Below are 16,631 nucleotides of genomic sequence, written 5' to 3' on the forward strand. Positions count from 1 at the left end.
GAGCACAGGGAGATCCCCGCTCCATGGCAGCGAACCGCCGCCCCACCCTGGCCGACGTCGCCCGAGAAGTAGGCGTCAGCGCCAAGACGGTTTCCCGGGTGCTCAACGAGGACGGCCCCGCCTCGGCCCGGACCAGGGAACAGGTGCTGGCCGCCGTGGCCAAGCTCGGCTTCCAGCCGAACCTCATGGCTCGCAACATCCGTGTCGGCGGTCCGGACACGACCATCGGGCTCGTCGTGCCCGACCTCGGCAACCCCTTCTTCGGAGCGGTGGCGGGCGGCATCGAGGACGTCGTACGGGACCGCGGCCTGACCCTGCTCATGGGCGCCTCCGCGGACGAACCCACACGCGAACGGGGACTGACCGACAAGTTCCTCGCCCGTCGCGTCAGCATCCTGATGGTCATCCCGTCCGTCGGCTCCGACCACTCCCACCTGCGCACCCACCGGAGCACGGGACTGCCCGTCGTCTTCGTCGACCGGCCGGGAGCCGGGCTGGCCACGGACAGCGTCGTCAGTTCCAACCGCGCCGGAGCGCACGAGGGTGTCGCCCACCTGATCGCCCACGGCCACCGCCGCATCGGCTTCGTCGGCGACCTCCCCACCAACCTCTACACCCGCCGTGAACGCCTGGCCGGATACCGCTCGGCCCTGGCCGAGGCAGGCCTCCCTCACGACCGCTCCCTGGTCATCAACGCCCACGACCAGCAGGGGGCCGCCGTCTGCACTTCCCGCCTGCTGGAGTCGGCGAGTCCCCCCACCGCCCTGTTCGCCGGCAACAACATCGTCGCCCTCGGGATGGTCGCCGAACTGGCCCGCATCAAGCGGAAGGACGTCGCCGTGGTCGCCTTCGACGACGTACCGCTCGCCGAGGCCCTGGAACCCGCCCTGACCGTCGTGGCCCAGGACCCCGAGGAGATCGGCCGGAGGGCGGCGGAGACCGCGCTGGCACGCCTGGACGGCGACCGCTCCCGCGCCCGCACCCTCACCGTTCCCACCCGGCTGATCGTCCGCGGATCGGGCGAACTCACCGCTGCGAAGGCGCAGGGGGACTGAGGCGGTGCGGGCCGACCGGCCGGGCGTGGCCGGTAGCGTGATCGTCTGCCGCATGGAAGGTCCATGGGCGAGCGAGGGGACCGTGATGAGCGAACCGACGAAGCCAAAAATCGAGGTTCCGGAGGGTGACCCGCCCACCGAGCTGACGATCCGGGACCTCGTGATCGGGGACGGACCCGAGGCGCGGCCGGGCAGGGTCGTCCAAGTCCACTACGTAGGGGTCACGTTCGCGTCCGGAAGGGAGTTCGACTCTTCCTGGGAGCGGGGCCGGCCGTTCAAGTTCGCCGTGGGCGGAGGCAAGGTCATCAAGGGCTGGGACCGGGGGGTGAGGGGAATGAAAGCCGGTGGCCGGCGCGAGATCATCGTTCCCCCGCGTCTCGGTTACGGCAAGCAGTCACCCTCCGCGTTGATCCCGGCGGGCTCGACGCTGATCTTCGTCGTGGACCTGCTCACGGTTGCGGCTTGAGGGGCCCGCACTGACCCTTGTGCTCAAGGGTGTGTCTGATCCTGGCCCTGGTCCTGGCGGCGGGCGACCGGGAAGGACGCCTCGTCGCGGTTCGTGCCGTCGGTGATCCACCATCTGCCCCCGCCGACAAGGGCCATTTCCGCGCGGCCGTCGCCGTCCCAGTCGTGGACCGCGAAGAGCGTGCCGTCCACGGGGCCTTCGTCACCCGGCATGAAGCGCTTGGTGGCGCGCCAGGGCTTCGACCCGATCCCGTGCGCGGAGCCGCCCCGCAGCACCTCGATCCGGGCGTCCCCGGTCTCCTTCTTCCTGGTGAGCTGTACGGCGAGGTCGTCGCAGCCGTCGCCGTTGAAGTCCCCGGCGGCGAGCCCGGTACCGAAGCCCTCCTTGAAGCCGCCGCCCTCCATGGTGACCCATTTCCCCGGCTCCTTCCCGTAGCGGACTCTGACCTGCCCGTGCCGGTGGGGCGTGTCGGCCTCGTCGTAGCTGTCGACGAAGCTCCGGCCGAGCGCGACGTCCTGCCGCCCGTCGCCGTCGAAGTCGCCGAAGACGACGTTCTCGCCCTCCGGTAGCCGCTCGGGCTCCTTGCTCAGTCCGGCCTCAGAACGGTGACCGCCGGTGAACAGCAGGGGCGGGTCCCACGGGGAGTCGTACAGCGCGAGATCGGTGGCGCGGTCGTCGTTCGCGTCCCCGGCGACCAGCACGGGTGACGCGCCCTCATGGACCGGGCTGGGGATCTCCACGGTCCTGGCGGGGGCGCCGGAGCGCTTGAACGGTCCCTGGAGGAGGACCAGTTCCTGATCCTCGTTCGAGAACCTGAAGACCGCGAGGTCGGTGTGGCCGTCTCCGTCGAAATCGCCGGCGACCGGCGCGGTGTCGTATCCGCTGCCCGGCAGCGGGACACGCCCGTGGGGCCCGCCGGCCTGCGGGCCCTTGGGACCTCCCCACAGGACCTGGGCGGCGCCGCTGACGACGAGATCGGCGTGGCCGTCCGCATCCAGGTCGGCGATCGTGGGCTGCCACGGGTCGTCGCCCGTCTGGATGTCGTCCGGCACACCGAGGTCGTCCTTGGTGAGGACGGTCGTGCGGCCGTGATCCGGACCCTGCTCGGAGCCGGGCACGACGATCACGTCGAAGTGCTCCGTGTCGGAGATCTCGCCGGCAGGAGCCGCAGTGCGGCCCGGAGCCAGTGCGCACAGCTCGTCGGAGCCGTCGACGCGGTCTCCTCGGCGGCTCGTGTCAGTACCGCGACCGCGTGCGGGTCCAAGGCGGTCACGGACCATTCGATGTGCTGGGCCTGCTCGACGGCCGCCGCGCCTGAAAGGGCCAGCTCGGCGGCAGCGGCGCGGTGGATCTCGACGCGTCGCCGGGCGGCGGTGGACTCGTGCACCAGGGTCCGGAGCACCGGGTGGCGCAGTGCCGGCCGACCGCCCGCTCCCGGTCGCACGAGGTCGCGCCGGACCAGGGTGTCGATGTCGTCGTCGAGTTCGGCATCGGGACGGTCGCACGACGCGCCGATCACGCGCCGTACCGCGTGAACGCCGAGCACGGCGATCGCCTCCACGATCCGGCGCTGCGACGGGGTCAGCGGGGTCAGCTCGTTCAGCAGGAGTGATCCCAGTCCGCTCGGCAACGTGCTGAGGCCGTGCGCGGCGCTCTCACGGTGCGCGTGTACGAGGGACAGGAAGTACAGGGGGGTTGCCCTCGCCGGTGGCGTAGAGCTGCGCGGCCCGGGCGCGAGGCAGGTCGGGGGCGAGCCCTTCGATGCATTCCTGTTCCGTGAGCGGCGCCGGAGCGATCCGGATCACTGCTTCGGCGTCGACTCCGCGGGTGAGCGGCCTTGTCCAGTGTGATCCGACGCCGGGACTCCCCCGCCGCACGTGGCAGGTACGTGCCCGTGCAGTCGGTGCCGTCCTGATAGCCCTCCGCGTCCGTGGCCTCGTAGCACCCCGAGATCATCATGATGCCGTCAACCGGGCCCATGCCCAGAACGGCCGCCAGGTGGGGCGCCGGGAGCAGCCATATCAGCCACCCGGCGACGGCCAGGCTGACCACCGATCCGGTCAGGCCCAGCCTCCGCTGCCATCTCCCCGCCGTTCGCGCCACACCGCCCGCCCCCCTTGAAGTCGCACGACGCGCAGGCCGCCCCAATGCCTACGGCTCACCGGCCGACCACGACTCTCCCACCCGTTGGCCGTGCCAGGAGTCAGTGGTTTCCCTGACCGGCACTACGTAATTCGGGGTACGTGCGGGTGGCCGCCCCGCCACTGCATGACCGGGGAAAGGCGGCGCCGGAACATCCAATCGGTGCGGTCACCCGAAGGGCTGTCCCGCAATTCCTGGTGGATCAGCGCGCGGCGTCAGATGCGGTGCATCGCAAGGCGGAGAGGCGCCCGCATACTGGATGTATTCGGGCGTTTCGACAACGCGGCGAGGTGCCGTAGCTGTCGGCGCGCGCCCGCCAGGAATTGCGGGACAGCCCTGAGGCAAGGGCTTGCCACGAGCGGGGCTCTCCCCGCTGGCCGGCATTGACAGGTTGCCGGGGCCCTGGTGCGCGGGTTGGCGGCCGGGCAGGCTAGTTTGCTCGGATGAGCCTCCTTGATGATGTGGCCGAGCGCGACGGCTGGCGGTGCTGGGTGTGTGACGAAGCGGTCGACCCCGACGAGTCGGTGAACGACCCGCGGGGGCCCAGCGTCGACAGCCGGACTGCCGACCGGAAGGCCAAGGTCGCGGAGCGGCTCGCGCACCGCGGATGCAACACCCGCAAGGGCGCTGTCAAGGTGACCATCGCCTGGCCCGACCGCCTGTACGTGGTCGAACCCGCGCCGCTGATCACCGTTGCCGCGAGGCTGGAGCGCAAGGGGGGCCGCGAGATGGTGGGCCGTTGTCCGACCAGGCAGGACGCCCAGGAGACGGCGGACTGGCTGGTGGACCGGTTCTCCCGACTGGCGCCGGGGCTGCCGGTGACCGCCGACATCGAGCCGGGCGGCGGCCAGTTCCTCGTCACTCTGGCCACAGGCCGCCGCTGAGCAGGGATCACCGGCGCATACTGCGTCGAGCTGAGCCGTCCGCCCATATCGGCCTCATGGCAAGAGCCCACGCATATTGCTCGCCTGGGCGCAGCCACCAGTTCGGGCCTGAAGTCCGCCCACGTCGCTGACCACGCGGTCGAGCCGCCCGTGCCCGGCCTGCACCTCGCCCACCACGCCTTCGGCGGCACCCGGGAGGTCAGGCCGGGCGGGCAGGCCCGTTGCGTGCGGACCTGATCCGTCGACGCTGATCAGTTGCCACGCAAGCCTGCAAGCCCAGGCGCTGATCACGGATATTCGCACGGTGGCCCACATGTCGATCCCGATGAACTTCGTGCACCAGAAGATCGCGGTCTTCGACGAGCAGTCGGTGTTGCTCGGCAGCCTGAACGCTCTGTCGTCCACGGGCCAGCCGCTAAAGCCCCTGCGAACCGTACTCAGCCACCACAAGACCGCCGGCTGCTGCCCGGCCGCCTCTCCCTTCCGAAGCGGAAACGGGGTCTGTTCGCGAAAAGTCCGGGCACACGCACCTCACCCCATCGAGAGGAGCACTCCATGCTCGGCATAGCAGCGGCCGTCCTGTTCGTCATCGCTTTCCTGATCAACGCCGCGGACATCACCACCAACGACGTTTTCGCCTCCGTGAACCTCATGCTTCTGGGCCTGGCACTTCTCGCCCTGCACGTCGCGGGAATCGGCACGGCCCATCGTTCCCGCAGACGCTGACGCCGACGCGCCGGCGGTGATCCGGCACCTCAGCCCTGGCCCCGACTCCATGCGGGGCCAGGGCACGGCCAGGAGTGAATGCGCCCAGGAGCCGGCCGCTCAGCGCCACGTGTCGCAGTCCAGTGCCAAGGTGACGGGCCAGGGACGCCATGGGTACTCGACCTGCCTGCGCCGGCATGGTTCGTACGCGCTCACCTGGCAGGAAGCTGCGGAGGCAACGCGTCCCACAGACCGTGCAGAAAGGAAGCGAGGGCGAGAAGATGGAGTTATGGCGTCCTCACCAAACTCACCGGGAGACACCACCTGATTCTGCTTGGTTTCGTCATCATTGCCGCATTCTTCGCGGCTCGAGTTTTTGGATACGGTTGACCGTACGTTCCCCAGCGCGCAGGTCAGAGGCGGCGGCTGCCTGTTGTCTGCCGACCGGCTGACCGGGTGACGCCCGGGCCGGCTCCAGGGAGGACACGCCCCGTCGTCGCATCGCTGCGCAGTCACTCGGACATGGGACGATCATGCAGACGTTTCTCCCCTATCCCGACTTCGTCGCCTCAGCGGCTGTACTCGACCCGCGGCGCCTGGGCAAGCAGCGCGTCGAGGCACTTCAGGTGCAGCGTGGTCTGACGGTCCCCGGCTACGGCTGGCGGCACCACCCCGCCGTGCGCATGTGGACCGGCTACGAAGAGGCGTTGGTGTGCTACGGGCTCGAGATATGCCGGGTATGGACAGCAGCCGGGCACGGAGACACGTGCGCCGCCTCCCTGATGAACGATTTCGCGGCCCATCACGCTCACACACGCGTACGCACGCAGGAGCAGCTCATGGCGGACGGTGAATTGCCACCCTGGCTGGGAGACCCCGCATTCCACCGCAGTCATCGGTCGGCGCTACGGACCAAGAACCCGGCCGTCTACGGTCCCCTGTTCCCGGACGACCCCGAAGGCCTTCCCTACGTCTGGCCCGCGTCGGACCGTTCTCGTTGAATGGGTGCCACGGCTTGAATGGGTGCCACGGCGGCGGGCAAAGTTGTCGGCACGTACGAAGGGCCATCCCACCACGGGTGGCGCGCTCGCGGACCTGCTCCGCTCTCCTGCTGCTCGCAGCACGACGTCGTGTCTCTGTCGGCTCGAACCCGTTGGGTCGTCAGCACCGCCGGAGTCCAAGGGCAGGCGACACGTCCGCTCCCCCGGGGAGCCGGTCAGCGGGTGCGTTTGCCGGCCGCGGTCTTCTTGGCCGTGCGGGGCGTGCTGCTGCGGGCGGCCGGCTTCCCGGAGGAAGCGGCGGCTTTGGCCGCACGGTCCTCGGTTCCGGCGTCCGCGGTAGTGAGGGCCCCGGAGCTGCTCTCCAGGTGAGCGCGCACGAACCACTGGAACTGTTCCAGGGAGCGCAGGTGCTCGATGAGGAGGTCCTCGGTGACCGGATCCTGGGAGGCTGCCTTCGCGGCCGCCTTCCTGTGGTCCTCGATGATGCCTGTGTAGACGAGGTCGAGTGCACCGAGATGGGCGATCGCGTCGGCCCGGCCGATGCTGTAGTCGTCCCACGTGCGAGCGGCCACCAGGGCTCCGGGGGTGCCCTGCGGTTCACCGCCGAGAGCGGCGATGCGCTCGGCAACGGCGTCGGCCATGCCTCTCACTGCCACGGCCTGAGGGTCGAGCATCCGGTGCACAGCGATGAAGTGCGGGCCGACCACGTTCCAGTGGATGTGCTTGAGGGTGAGGGCCAGGTCATTGAGCGAGTGCAGGCGCGGAGCCAGCAGGCCGATGATCTGTCCTCCCGCTTTGGTACTGAGGCCGGGCACGGTATAGCGGGTCTGTGAACTCTGAGGCGACATGGGACTCAAGTGCCGCGTTCAACGGCTACCCAGCCTCGACCGGCCGCATGTCCACCCGACTGGCCCGCAGGGAGGGCCCGCCCAGCTCATCAGCCGAACTGCTTGCGGGCCTCGCCTGCTCCGCTTCGGGAACGGAGGTGAAGTGTGTTGGTAGAGCGCCGCACGTTCGGGGCAGGTCTGCATACATGGGCGACGAACAGACCATGAAGCAAGGGACTGCGCACCTGCGTCCCGCGGGCGTGAGCGACAAGACGGTGGAAGCCCTGGGGGCGTTGTCGAAGGCCCTGGAGACCACCGAGCGGGCCCGCGGCGCGTTGTACGAGTTCCACCAGCTGACCGGGACCGCCGACTTCCAGGTCGGTGACGCCGTGCGCCTGCTGCGCGAGGCGGGTCACGCCAAGGAGGCCCAGACAGTCGAGCGCGAGATCCTCGGGCGCGACGTCATCCCCGGTCACTGGACCTTCCAGATCGTCGAGGCCTACAACCGCACCTATCACCGTCCCTTCACCGACCTTGAGCACCGGCTGGTCCAGGATCTGGCCCAGGGCCGAGACCACCTCTACGAAGCCGAACTCAAACGGGCGCGCCGGCCCGCTGGGGGTACCCCCAGGAATGTGAGTACTGACGGCTGCCGAATGACCTCCGACCCAGGGCGCACGCGGCGCTGAGCGACGCCTGAGCGGGTACCCGGCTGATGCACTCCCGTCCGCCTGTGCCGCACTCGGCACCACAATGGAGCAGTCCGGTGATCGACGAATATAATCGGCCTCATGTCGAAGCGTGACGCGCTGCTCGTTGACGTTGCCACCCTGGTGGAGTCCGGGCGCAGTAATCAGATGCCTCTGACCGTGGTCGCCGGTGGTGCTGTCATCACGGGCCGGCTGGCTCCCGAAGCCGTCTGGAGGCAGCGGGTGTCGGAGGTCCTGGCGGACTCGGCCGTCCTGAGCGACTTTTCTGCCATGTTCGCCACTGCGGCACCCGAAGAAGGCCCGCCCACACATCTGCACTTCCACGTGGCTCGGATTCTCCAGGGCACCGTAGGGATCCCGGAGACAGGCGGGATGTACCGGGTCGCGATCGAAGACGTCAGCGCCTGGACCATGGGCGACTTCAGCTACTCCGACCACTGACCCACTGCCGCGTCCAGGCCATTCGTTCGGATCATGCCGGGCTCCCGAGGACTGGCCTGATCCGAACGACAGGCCTGACCCCCGGTACACGGTGAAGGTCCGACGGGCGCACCCCGATCGGACCTTCACAGCTGCTTGCCGGCAGCTCGCGCCTGCCCGTCGGTCAGGCGGCCACAGGGGCGCCGAGCATCGCGGACGCGTGCTGCAACGGGTTGAGGGCGCGGGTGGGCGCGGGGGCCTGTGGAACGCCGCGGCAGGTAAAGCCGAGCTGTGTCATGGCCCGGATGACTTCTCCCGCGCTGAAGTCGCGGCGATCCTGACGCGTGACGACCTGGCCGACCTGCTTGACGGGGTAAGTGCGCCGGCCGATGATCACGGACTCGCCGGGCGCAGGCTCGGGCTTGACGCCCTTCATCGATTCCAGGACGCCACTCCTGGTCAGGTCGAACGGAAAGCGGGCGATGACACAGCGCATGATGCCTCACGGGGAGAGGAAGCGGAGAAAGCAGTGGCTCCGGCGTGGTGGAGACGGCTCAGCCGGCAGGGGCAAGGACGCCCAGGGCGCTGCCGTGTCCGTCGACCACGGGCAGGGCGTCGACGTGGCTGTGACGCATCATGTGCGCGGCTTCGGACATGGTGGTCACGGGCGAGGTGAACGGTCCGCGGTCGCCGAGGATGTCCCGCAGCTGGACCCTGTCCGAGTACGCGGAGCTGTCACGAGCTGTTGCGAGCTGGGCCTGGGTGACCAGTCCGATCCACAGGCCGCTGTCGTCGCAGACGAGCAGATGCCCGGTGCGGGCACTGGTCATGACCGACAGGGCCACCTCGACCGTCATGTCGTCACACGCCTGCGGCCCGGCGGTTTCCATGACGTCGGCCACCGTCCTGTGTACGGCGGTGACACCGGCCGGGTGGGGCTCCGTATGCATCACTGTCAAAGGTGTCTCCTGTATAGGCGGTTAGGTTCCAGGCCACGAAGTTGTCAGGCAGCCGCGTCGAAGGAGGACTGATGCGCGGTCACACGACGGGCCGCCGAGGCGGGGCTGCGCCGCCCGCGTGAGGCCGCGCTGCTCCGGCGCCGCTCGACCACCGGTGCGGTGATCGCCACAGGGATGCCGGAGGGGGTCCGGGCGCCGGTGATCCGGTGGAGCGCTTCTTCTCCGGATCGGACCTGGGTGGTCTCAGGCACGATGCCGGCGGCGGTCATGAGGCGGCTCATGTCGCGGCGCTGGTTCGGGGTGACCAGGGTGACGACGCTGCCGGCTTCACCGGCGCGCGCGGTACGGCCGCCGCGGTGCAGGTAGTCCTTGTGGTCGGTCGGAGGGTCGACGTTGACGACGAGGTCGAGGTTGTCGACGTGAATGCCGCGGGCGGCGACGTTCGTGGCCACGAGCACGGTGACGTGCCCGGCCTTGAACTGGGTCAGCGTCCTCGTGCGTTGCGACTGCGCCTTCCCGCCGTGCAGGGCGGCGGCCCGGACACCGCTGGCCAGCAGGTGTTCGGTGAGCTTGTCGACAGCCCGCTTGGTGTCCAAGAACATGATCACCCGGCCTTCGCGTGCCGCGATCTGCGTCGTCGTCCGGTGCTTGTCGGCCCCGTGGATGTGCAGCACGTGATGCTCCATCGTCGTGACCGCGCCTGCGGACGGGTCGACGGAGTGGACGACCGGGTCGCTGAGGTAGCGGCGGACGAGGCGGTCGACGTTGCGGTCGAGAGTGGCGGAGAACAGCATCCGCTGACCGTCGGGGCGAACCTGGTCCAGGAGAGCGGTGACCTGGGGCATGAAGCCCATGTCGGCCATCTGGTCGGCCTCGTCCAGCACGGTGATCGCGACCTGGTCAAGCCGGCAGTCACCACGGTCGATGAGGTCCTTGAGCCGGCCCGGCGTCGCCACGACAACCTCGGACCCGCCGCGCAGCGCGTTGGCCTGCCTGCCGATCGACATCCCGCCGACGACGGTGGCCAGGCGCAGCTTGACCGAGCGGGCGTAGGGGGTGAGCGCGTCGGTCACCTGCTGGGCCAGTTCACGCGTCGGCACGAGGACCAGCGCCAGCGGCTGCCGGGGCTCGGCACGCCGCCCGGCGGTGCGGGCCAGCAGAGCCAGGCCGAAGGCGAGGGTCTTTCCGGAGCCGGTACGTCCACGGCCCAGCGCGTCGCGACCCGCGAGGGTGTTGGGCAGAGTCGCGCCCTGGATCGGGAACGGGACGCTCACGCCCTGCGCGGTCAGGGCGGCCAGCAGCTGCCCCGGCATGTCGAGGTCGGCGAACGCCTCGACGGCAGGCAGGGCGGGAGTGACCGTGACCGGCAGCGCGAACTCGCCCTGCACCGCGGCGGGCCGCCGCCCCTGGCCGCCCGAGCGGGCACTGCCGCCCGAGCGGGCACTGCCGGAACGGGCCGGGGCCGCGGAACGTGCCGGGGCGGGTGAGTTGAACCGACTGCCCGGGCCTGAACCGGCGCCGGAGTCGAGGGTGCGGCTGCGAGCGCGGGAAGACCGGTTGTTTGTACGTGTGGGGTTCATTCAGAACCTTCCTTGATACGGCACGTATCAAGGAATTCTCGCAGCGGAAGAACAGCGCGGGGAATCACAAGAACGGGCCGAGAAGAATGCGACAGAAAGTCTGACCTACGGTTGACCCCGGGTGCAGACCAGGAAAGAGGGCGACGTCACCTGGACGTGAAATCCCAAAAACCCTTGAAGGGTCGCGCCTGGAGAAAGGGGCGCCGAGAGGACTCCGTACGCGGAGAAAGTGCCGCAGGCGAACACCACTGCGGGCGATGTCCGCAGCCGGGGCCCGTACCCCGAGGGGCGCGGGCCCCAGCCGCGAAGCGCGTGTCGACGTCAGGCGGGAACGATGTTCTCGGCCGTCGGGCCCTTCTGGCCCGGTGCGATGTCGAAGGTGACCTTCTGACCTTCGAGCAGCTCGCGGAAGCCCTGAGCGGCGATGTTCGAGAAGTGGGCGAACACGTCAGCGCCGCCACCGTCCTGCTCGATGAAGCCGAAACCCTTGGCCGCGTTGAACCACTTCACAGTGCCTGACGCCATGTCATGTCTCCTCTGGGGGCAGTACGCCGGACCCGTGATGCACGGATGCCGGGTCGCCGCGATGATGCCCCGACCGGAGAAACAACCGGAAATACAAAGAAGCTTCCCCTGGTCAAAAACATCCACGAGGAGACTTGAAGTTTTGGGAACCACAACTGCAACTGAGATCGACAGTAGCATGCGGTAATGGCCCGCGTACGGCGAATAATTGCACCCCCTTCACTGCGGTAAAAACACTCACAGCGCGACGCGTTGAACCCTCACCCCGCGGTCGTAGATATTGATCCACCCGGAACACAGCGTTGCAGGAAAAGGGGGTCGCCTTCACGGATCGAAGACAAGCACCACTCGGCCGAACGCCAGCTCGGTGGCCCATACACGGGTCACGACGCAAGGTCAGATGACGCACCCGTTCCGGGCAGCCCGGTCGTGGCTGACGTCCGCGGGGGTGACCCCTCCCGCCGCGACGACGGCTGTTGCTGCTGGCCGGTGCTGTCCTCCGCCTTCCGTGCGGCTCCTGCGGAAGATACGAGTCGTTGCGGCCCTTGGTTCAGCCGGCGTCCCGGCCATGCCGGGGCTTCGGAGCGCCCGGCGGTACGAAGCACGCCGTGACGGTCTTGCCGGACGCCTGCGGATGTGTGGTCCAGCCGTCGGCGAGCGCGTCGACGATGACCAGTCCGCGGCCCCCGGTCGTCGTGAGATCTTCGGACTGCTTTTTGGGCGGCAGGGGATCGGAGTCGTGGACACTCACGTGCAGGCAGTGGCTGTCCCAGGTCAGAACCAGCTGGGCGTCACTGTGCGCGTGCACGTGCGCGTTGGTGACCAGTTCGGAAACACTGAGCAGTATCGCGTCCACTACTTCGGGGGCGTCCCTGGTCCACTCCAAGGACGCCAGATGCTCGCTCGTCCACCGCCGGCCGGCCCGCACGCCTTGCGACACCGGAAACGACTGAGCCCATCCCATCGCGCGCAGCGACGTGTCTTTCGCCATCGCACCTCCCTCGCTCGGTCCTCGTCACCCGTCTACCCCCGCCTTCGAGGAGAACCCCTCTCGCCCCGGCATGCTGCCGGCCCGCCTCCCGAAGCCGAAGAGAGCGAGCCGGCCGATTGGGGATACGAGTGGGTCAGGCCTTTCCCACCTGATCGAGCAGTTCCTGGAGACGCAGGCCCCTGGCCGCATCGATACCGGTTCCGGTCCCGGTCCGGACGGCCGTGGCGAATTCGCGCCTGAGTACCGGCCAGCATTCCTCGTGGTCGATGTCCGCCGTGTCGTAGACGAGTTCCTCGCCGGGGCCGAACAGCTCGACGCGGGTCCGGGCGCGGGGCAGGCTGACGCTGCCCGAGAGCGACGCCTGGCTGACCGCCCCGTTCTCGTGCTCGCAGGTCAGCTCGACCCAGTGGCGCGGGTCGCCGGTGCCGCGTACCGAGGTGATCGGGGCGACGGCACTGTCCAGCAGGTCCAGCAGGTGGGGTCCGAGGTCGAGCAGCGCGCCGTGCTGAAGCCGCCAGCCCGTCGCGAACTCGCCACCGAGGAAAGCGCCGTGGAGGTAGCACGACCGGGCCCCCAGGACCTGACGGGTGGCCGCCTCGGCCAGGAAGGCCCGGGTGGCCGGGTGGTAGCGCTTGGTGAGCACGAGCTGTGAGATGACGCCGTGTTCGGCGACGGCGTCCGCGACCGCGCGGGCCGCGGCGAGGTCGGCGCCCAGGGGCTTCTCCAGCAGCAGCGCCCGGCCGGCGGCGGCCGCCCGTACGGCCAGCCCCGCCTGGACGGCGGGCGGCACGGCGAAGGCGACCGCCTCGCAGTGGTCGAGGAGTTCCTCGAAGGAGCCGGCGGCGCGGGCGCCGTGGGTGTGGGCGAGTTCGGCGGCCGCTTCCGGACGCCGGGCCCAGACCGCGGTCAGAGCGGTCTCCGGCCCGGCGGCCAGCATCCGGGCGTGCATGGCTCGGGCCCAGGGTCCGGCGCCGACCAGCCCGACGCGGACCGGCGGATGGGGCAGGTCGCCTCGGGAAGGGGCGAGGACGTGGGACATGGCGCTTCTCCGTGGATGGGGCGGGCGGGGGCGGGAGCCGGTGCGGGTACGGATGGGGTGGGCGGGGCCAGGACCGGCACGGATCAGCCGGTTCCGGCGCTCCGGGCGAGTGCGGTGAGTCGGGCGTCGGCCCGGTCGGGGGCGTAGAGGTGGTCGACCACCATCACGGCCGCCCCGAGCAGGGCGGCCCGGTCGCCGAGGGCGGAGGTGGTCACCTGGAGGTGGGCGGTGGTGCGCGGCAGGGCCCGTTGGTAGAGGAGTTCGCGTACGCCGGTGAGGAAGGGTGTTCCGGCCAGGTCGCCACCGAGCATCAGGACGCCCGGGTTGAGGAGGGTGACGACCGTGACGAGTACCTCGCCGATGCGCTGGCCCGCCTCGCGGGCGAGCCGGACCGCGTCCGGTTGCCCCGCGGCGAGGTGTTCGCGCACGTCCGAGCCGGACGCGGTGGGGACACCGGCTGCGGTGAGCTGGTCCGCGATGGCCCGTCCGCTGGCGACGGCCGCCAGGCAGCCGTAGGAACCGCACATGCACAGGGCGTCGGGGCGGTCGTGGAGCCGGATGTGGCCGATGTCGCCCGCCCCTCCGTCGATCCCCCGGTACACCTCGCCGCCCACGACCACGCCGGCGCCGATTCCGGTGGAGGCCTTGATCAGGACGAAGGCCGCGCAGCCGGGGTGGCTCTCGCGCTGCTCGGCCAGGGCCATCAGGTTGGCGTCGTTGTCGACGAACACGGGGAGCGGATCACCGCCCGAGTGCATCCCCACGTGCTTGGCGAAGGCCTCCCGCAGCCGTTCGCGTACCGGGAAGCCGTCCCAGCCGGGCATGATCGGGGGCTGCACGATCCGGGCGGACGCCCAGTCGACGGGGCCGGGCACGGACAGGCCGATTCCGCAGACCCGGTCCGGCGTGGCACCTGCCCCTTCCAGGAGCGGGCCGAACCAGCGGGCCAGCCGGTCAAGGACCGGCTCGGGGCCGTCGGCGATGACGAGGTCACCGGTGTGCTCGGCGAGGACCGTGCCGGCCAGGTCCAGGACGGCGGCGCGGCCGTGCCGGGTCTCGAGGTCGGCGACCAGCACCACGGCATGGGTGGGGTCGAACTCCAGCCGGGCCGAGGGGCGTCCGCCGGTGGACGTGCCGGCGGCACCACGCAGCCAGCCGGCCGCGAAGAGCTGGTCGAGGCGGTGGCCGACCGTCGACCTCGACAGCCCTGTGGCCTGCTGCAGTTCACCTCGTGTGGTGGCCTCGCCGCTACGGATCAGCCTTAGCAGATGCCCCGCGCTCGCCTGATTTCCTGCCATCCCCGCCGCCCTCGTCCTGTTTCGTCCCGTGCCCGGGTCCGTCGTGCCGCCCGGCGCCGGTCCCGTACCGTGCCTGCCCCGTGTTCAGCCCTTGTCGGCGCCGCTGGTCAGCCCCTCGGTGAGCAGCCGCTCGGCCGCGAAGAACAGCAGTACCACGGGGATGGTGAGGACGACCGACCCGGCCATCAGTACGGTCTTGGACACCTCGATGCCGTTGGCCAGCTGCTGGAGCCCCAGCGACACGGTCCACTTGTCCGGCTCCGCCGCCAGGAAGAGGAGCGCGAACAGGAATTCGTTCCAGGCGATCATGAAAACGTAGAGCCCGGTGGCCATGAGGGTCGGCAGCGCGAGGGGCAGGACGATCCTGCGTACGGTCTGGAGGCGGGAGGCACCGTCGATCGCGGCGGCTTCCTCGATACTGAAGGGGATGGTCACGAAGTAGTTCTTCAGCATGTAGATCGAGACCGGCACGGTCTGGGCGATGTAGACGACGGCCAGTCCCACCAGGCTGCCGGAGAGGCCCATCTTCGCGAACATCACGAAGAGCGGAACCGCCAGCAGGGTGGCAGGGAAGAGATAGACGGCCAGGAAGAGCGCGCTGACGTGCCGGTTGCCGAAGAACTTCAGCCGGCTGACGGCGTACGCGCCGGGCACCGCCGCGGCGAGGGTGAGCAGGACCGTCGCCACGGCGACGAGGGCCGAGTTGAGCAGCATGCCGAGAAAACCCTGGCCGCCCTCGGAGGTCGGCTTGAGGACGCTCTCGTACGTGGCGAGGGTGAAGTCCTTCGCGGAGACCCAGAGGTTGCCCGGGTCCAGGAGGAGGGCGTCGATCGGCTTCACCGACAGCATCAGCATGTAGTAGAAGGGCACGATCGTGATCGCCGCAAGGAAAGCGATCACGATCCAGCGCAGGACTCCGAAAAACCGTTCCTCGAACTGGGCGCGGGTCAGGGTCCGGCGGGGTCGCACGGGCGGAGCGGTCCGGGCGGGCGCGGTCGTCCGCTCACGGGTCGCGGACGGGGCGGGGGTCATGCCGACTCCTCCTGAACCTTCTTGCCGAAGAACTTGAAGTAGATGCCCAGCAGGGCCATGAGGACGACGGCGAGCACGAGGGCCTGTGCCGACGCCGCTCCGACGTCGAAGCGGGAGGTGAGGAAGTCGTAGACGCGCACGGCGACGACGTCCGTGCCGGATCCGCCACCGGTGAGCAGGTAGATGTCGTCGAACTTGTTGAACGTCATGATGAAGCGCAGGACGGACAGCAGGGCGATGACGGGCATCATCTGCGGCAGCAGGATGTGCCGGAAACGCTGGGAGATGGTGGCTCCGTCGACCTCCGCGGCCTCCTCCAGGCTGCCCGGGACGGCCTGGAGGCGGGCCAGCATGAAGAGGAAGGCGAAGGGGAAGTAGCGCCAGGTCTCGAAGGCGATGACGGTCAGCAGCGCCAGAGGGATGTCGAAGTGGAGCCCGAACAGGCCGACTTCGTAGGACCGGGTGGACAGGAAGGCGATCGGGTCGTCCCAGCCGAAGAGCCTCCGGCCCCATTCGTTGACGATCCCGTACTGCGGGCTGAGCGCGACCTCCCAGACGAACGAGACGGCCACGACGGGCGCGACGTACGGAAGGAGCATCGCGGCCCGCAGGACGCCGCGGCCGCGGAAGGGCCTGCGCAGCGCGAGGGCGGCGATCAGTCCGAGGATCACGGAGCCCGCGGTGGCGCCGATCGTGTAGAGCAGCGTGGTGCCGAGGCTGCTCCAGAATCCGGGCGAGCCGAAGACCTGCTCGAAGTTGTCGAGGGTCCAGCGGCCGAAGAGGCCGTTCTCCTGGATGTCGACGAGCTTGGCGTTCTGGAAGGCGAGCAGGACGGTCCACAGGATCGGCAGGATCACCACGACCAGGACGACCAGGAAGGTGGGGGTCACGAAGGCGAGGCCCGCGCGGTTCTCCCGCCTGCTGGCGGTCTGTGGCCGGCTGCGGCGCTTCGTCGCGCCGCTCTGGAATGTGCTCATGGGATCGGTTACCTCGGTGA

General features: G+C 69.6%; 19 protein-coding genes and 1 pseudogene. 7 read left to right on the forward strand and 13 right to left on the reverse strand.

The window, feature by feature from the left end; translation table 11 throughout:
* Nucleotides 1-23: 23 nt before the first annotated feature.
* Nucleotides 24-1,055, forward strand: a complete 1,032-nt coding sequence (locus ABTX18_RS33335) for a LacI family DNA-binding transcriptional regulator (RefSeq protein ID WP_352126549.1) — start codon at nucleotides 24-26, stop codon at nucleotides 1,053-1,055.
* Nucleotides 1,056-1,140: 85 nt separating this feature from the next.
* Entirely contained in the window at nucleotides 1,141-1,521 is a 381-nt protein-coding gene (locus ABTX18_RS33340; RefSeq protein ID WP_352126550.1) for an FKBP-type peptidyl-prolyl cis-trans isomerase, read from the forward strand.
* A 23-nt stretch (nucleotides 1,522-1,544) separates the two neighbouring features.
* On the opposite strand, the pseudogene ABTX18_RS33345 reads toward ABTX18_RS33340, so the two are convergent.
* A pseudogene (locus tag ABTX18_RS33345) lies at nucleotides 1,545-2,675 on the reverse strand (FG-GAP repeat domain-containing protein); the annotation flags it as partial.
* Nucleotides 2,645-3,151: a hypothetical protein gene (locus ABTX18_RS33350; protein WP_352126551.1), complete on the reverse strand. Its 507-nt coding sequence runs from the start codon at nucleotides 3,149-3,151 to the stop codon at nucleotides 2,645-2,647. The pseudogene ABTX18_RS33345 and the gene ABTX18_RS33350, both read right to left, overlap by 31 nt.
* 955 nt (nucleotides 3,152-4,106) lie before the next feature.
* Here ABTX18_RS33350 and ABTX18_RS33355 point away from each other — a divergent pair.
* Nucleotides 4,107-4,547, forward strand: a complete 441-nt coding sequence (locus ABTX18_RS33355) for a hypothetical protein (protein WP_352126552.1) — start codon at nucleotides 4,107-4,109, stop codon at nucleotides 4,545-4,547.
* A gap of 54 nt (nucleotides 4,548-4,601) precedes the next feature.
* Here the strand turns inward: ABTX18_RS33355 and ABTX18_RS33360 are convergent, their stop codons facing one another.
* Complete coding sequence (locus ABTX18_RS33360; RefSeq protein ID WP_352126553.1) at nucleotides 4,602-4,952, reverse strand: hypothetical protein; 351 nt, start codon at nucleotides 4,950-4,952, stop codon at nucleotides 4,602-4,604.
* 150 nt (nucleotides 4,953-5,102) lie between these two features.
* On the opposite strand from ABTX18_RS33360, the gene ABTX18_RS33365 reads away from it, so the two are divergent.
* Together ABTX18_RS33365 and ABTX18_RS33370 are read left to right on the forward strand one after the other, a co-directional pair.
* Nucleotides 5,103-5,273: a hypothetical protein gene (locus ABTX18_RS33365; protein WP_352126554.1), complete on the forward strand. Its 171-nt coding sequence runs from the start codon at nucleotides 5,103-5,105 to the stop codon at nucleotides 5,271-5,273.
* A 512-nt stretch (nucleotides 5,274-5,785) separates the two neighbouring features.
* Nucleotides 5,786-6,253, forward strand: coding sequence for an MSMEG_6728 family protein (locus tag ABTX18_RS33370; RefSeq protein ID WP_352126555.1), 468 nt, complete (start codon nucleotides 5,786-5,788; stop codon nucleotides 6,251-6,253).
* Nucleotides 6,254-6,468: 215 nt separating this feature from the next.
* Here the strand turns inward: ABTX18_RS33370 and ABTX18_RS33375 are convergent, their stop codons facing one another.
* Entirely contained in the window at nucleotides 6,469-7,101 is a 633-nt protein-coding gene (locus ABTX18_RS33375; RefSeq protein WP_352126556.1) for a Dps family protein, read from the reverse strand.
* A 185-nt stretch (nucleotides 7,102-7,286) separates the two neighbouring features.
* On the opposite strand from ABTX18_RS33375, the gene ABTX18_RS33380 reads away from it, so the two are divergent.
* Both ABTX18_RS33380 and ABTX18_RS33385 read left to right on the forward strand, forming a co-directional pair.
* Nucleotides 7,287-7,769, forward strand: coding sequence for a hypothetical protein (locus ABTX18_RS33380; protein WP_352126557.1), 483 nt, complete (start codon nucleotides 7,287-7,289; stop codon nucleotides 7,767-7,769).
* A 102-nt stretch (nucleotides 7,770-7,871) separates the two neighbouring features.
* Entirely contained in the window at nucleotides 7,872-8,231 is a 360-nt protein-coding gene (locus ABTX18_RS33385; RefSeq protein ID WP_352126558.1) for a GvpU-like protein, read from the forward strand.
* 163 nt (nucleotides 8,232-8,394) lie between these two features.
* On the opposite strand, the gene ABTX18_RS33390 is transcribed toward ABTX18_RS33385, so the two are convergent.
* From ABTX18_RS33390 to ABTX18_RS33430, 9 genes are all read right to left on the reverse strand, one after another.
* Nucleotides 8,395-8,706 (reverse strand): SCO5918 family protein, encoded by a 312-nt coding sequence (locus tag ABTX18_RS33390; protein ID WP_352126559.1) that lies wholly within the window; start codon nucleotides 8,704-8,706, stop codon nucleotides 8,395-8,397.
* A 58-nt stretch (nucleotides 8,707-8,764) separates the two neighbouring features.
* Nucleotides 8,765-9,160 (reverse strand): CBS domain-containing protein, encoded by a 396-nt coding sequence (locus ABTX18_RS33395; protein WP_352126584.1) that lies wholly within the window; start codon nucleotides 9,158-9,160, stop codon nucleotides 8,765-8,767.
* A gap of 53 nt (nucleotides 9,161-9,213) precedes the next feature.
* Nucleotides 9,214-10,749: a DEAD/DEAH box helicase gene (locus tag ABTX18_RS33400; RefSeq protein WP_352126560.1), complete on the reverse strand. Its 1,536-nt coding sequence runs from the start codon at nucleotides 10,747-10,749 to the stop codon at nucleotides 9,214-9,216.
* A 321-nt stretch (nucleotides 10,750-11,070) separates the two neighbouring features.
* Nucleotides 11,071-11,274 (reverse strand): cold-shock protein, encoded by a 204-nt coding sequence (locus tag ABTX18_RS33405; RefSeq protein WP_076967088.1) that lies wholly within the window; start codon nucleotides 11,272-11,274, stop codon nucleotides 11,071-11,073.
* 550 nt (nucleotides 11,275-11,824) lie between these two features.
* Nucleotides 11,825-12,265: an ATP-binding protein gene (locus ABTX18_RS33410; protein ID WP_352126561.1), complete on the reverse strand. Its 441-nt coding sequence runs from the start codon at nucleotides 12,263-12,265 to the stop codon at nucleotides 11,825-11,827.
* Between the two features lie 133 nt (nucleotides 12,266-12,398).
* Entirely contained in the window at nucleotides 12,399-13,304 is a 906-nt protein-coding gene (locus ABTX18_RS33415) for a Gfo/Idh/MocA family protein (RefSeq protein WP_352126562.1), read from the reverse strand.
* Between the two features lie 83 nt (nucleotides 13,305-13,387).
* On the reverse strand, nucleotides 13,388-14,602 hold the full coding sequence (locus tag ABTX18_RS33420) for an ROK family transcriptional regulator (protein WP_352126563.1): 1,215 nt from the start codon (nucleotides 14,600-14,602) through the stop codon (nucleotides 13,388-13,390).
* An 84-nt stretch (nucleotides 14,603-14,686) separates the two neighbouring features.
* Nucleotides 14,687-15,553 carry a carbohydrate ABC transporter permease gene (locus ABTX18_RS33425; RefSeq protein ID WP_352126585.1) on the reverse strand — a complete coding sequence of 289 codons (867 nt, stop codon included), beginning with the start codon at nucleotides 15,551-15,553 and terminating at the stop codon, nucleotides 14,687-14,689.
* Between the two features lie 77 nt (nucleotides 15,554-15,630).
* Nucleotides 15,631-16,611 (reverse strand): carbohydrate ABC transporter permease, encoded by a 981-nt coding sequence (locus ABTX18_RS33430; RefSeq protein ID WP_352126564.1) that lies wholly within the window; start codon nucleotides 16,609-16,611, stop codon nucleotides 15,631-15,633.
* Nucleotides 16,612-16,631 lie beyond the last annotated feature (20 nt).

It is taken from the genome of Streptomyces sp. NPDC096323 (assembly GCF_040302845.1).
GTDB lineage: Bacteria > Actinomycetota > Actinomycetes > Streptomycetales > Streptomycetaceae > Streptomyces.

Coding starts and splice junctions, on each gene's coding strand:
- ABTX18_RS33335 (WP_352126549.1), top strand. CDS start 24: ATGGCAGCGAACCGCCGCCCCACCCTGGCCGACGTCGCCCGAGAAGTA.
- ABTX18_RS33340 (WP_352126550.1), top strand. CDS start 1,141: ATGAGCGAACCGACGAAGCCAAAAATCGAGGTTCCGGAGGGTGACCCG.
- ABTX18_RS33355 (WP_352126552.1), top strand. CDS start 4,107: ATGAGCCTCCTTGATGATGTGGCCGAGCGCGACGGCTGGCGGTGCTGG.
- ABTX18_RS33365 (WP_352126554.1), top strand. CDS start 5,103: ATGCTCGGCATAGCAGCGGCCGTCCTGTTCGTCATCGCTTTCCTGATC.
- ABTX18_RS33370 (WP_352126555.1), top strand. CDS start 5,786: ATGCAGACGTTTCTCCCCTATCCCGACTTCGTCGCCTCAGCGGCTGTA.
- ABTX18_RS33375 (WP_352126556.1), bottom strand. CDS start 7,101: ATGTCGCCTCAGAGTTCACAGACCCGCTATACCGTGCCCGGCCTCAGT.
- ABTX18_RS33380 (WP_352126557.1), top strand. CDS start 7,287: ATGGGCGACGAACAGACCATGAAGCAAGGGACTGCGCACCTGCGTCCC.
- ABTX18_RS33385 (WP_352126558.1), top strand. CDS start 7,872: ATGTCGAAGCGTGACGCGCTGCTCGTTGACGTTGCCACCCTGGTGGAG.
- ABTX18_RS33390 (WP_352126559.1), bottom strand. CDS start 8,706: ATGCGCTGTGTCATCGCCCGCTTTCCGTTCGACCTGACCAGGAGTGGC.
- ABTX18_RS33395 (WP_352126584.1), bottom strand. CDS start 9,160: ATGCATACGGAGCCCCACCCGGCCGGTGTCACCGCCGTACACAGGACG.
- ABTX18_RS33400 (WP_352126560.1), bottom strand. CDS start 10,749: ATGAACCCCACACGTACAAACAACCGGTCTTCCCGCGCTCGCAGCCGC.
- ABTX18_RS33405 (WP_076967088.1), bottom strand. CDS start 11,274: ATGGCGTCAGGCACTGTGAAGTGGTTCAACGCGGCCAAGGGTTTCGGC.
- ABTX18_RS33410 (WP_352126561.1), bottom strand. CDS start 12,265: ATGGCGAAAGACACGTCGCTGCGCGCGATGGGATGGGCTCAGTCGTTT.
- ABTX18_RS33415 (WP_352126562.1), bottom strand. CDS start 13,304: ATGTCCCACGTCCTCGCCCCTTCCCGAGGCGACCTGCCCCATCCGCCG.
- ABTX18_RS33420 (WP_352126563.1), bottom strand. CDS start 14,602: ATGGCAGGAAATCAGGCGAGCGCGGGGCATCTGCTAAGGCTGATCCGT.
- ABTX18_RS33430 (WP_352126564.1), bottom strand. CDS start 16,611: ATGAGCACATTCCAGAGCGGCGCGACGAAGCGCCGCAGCCGGCCACAG.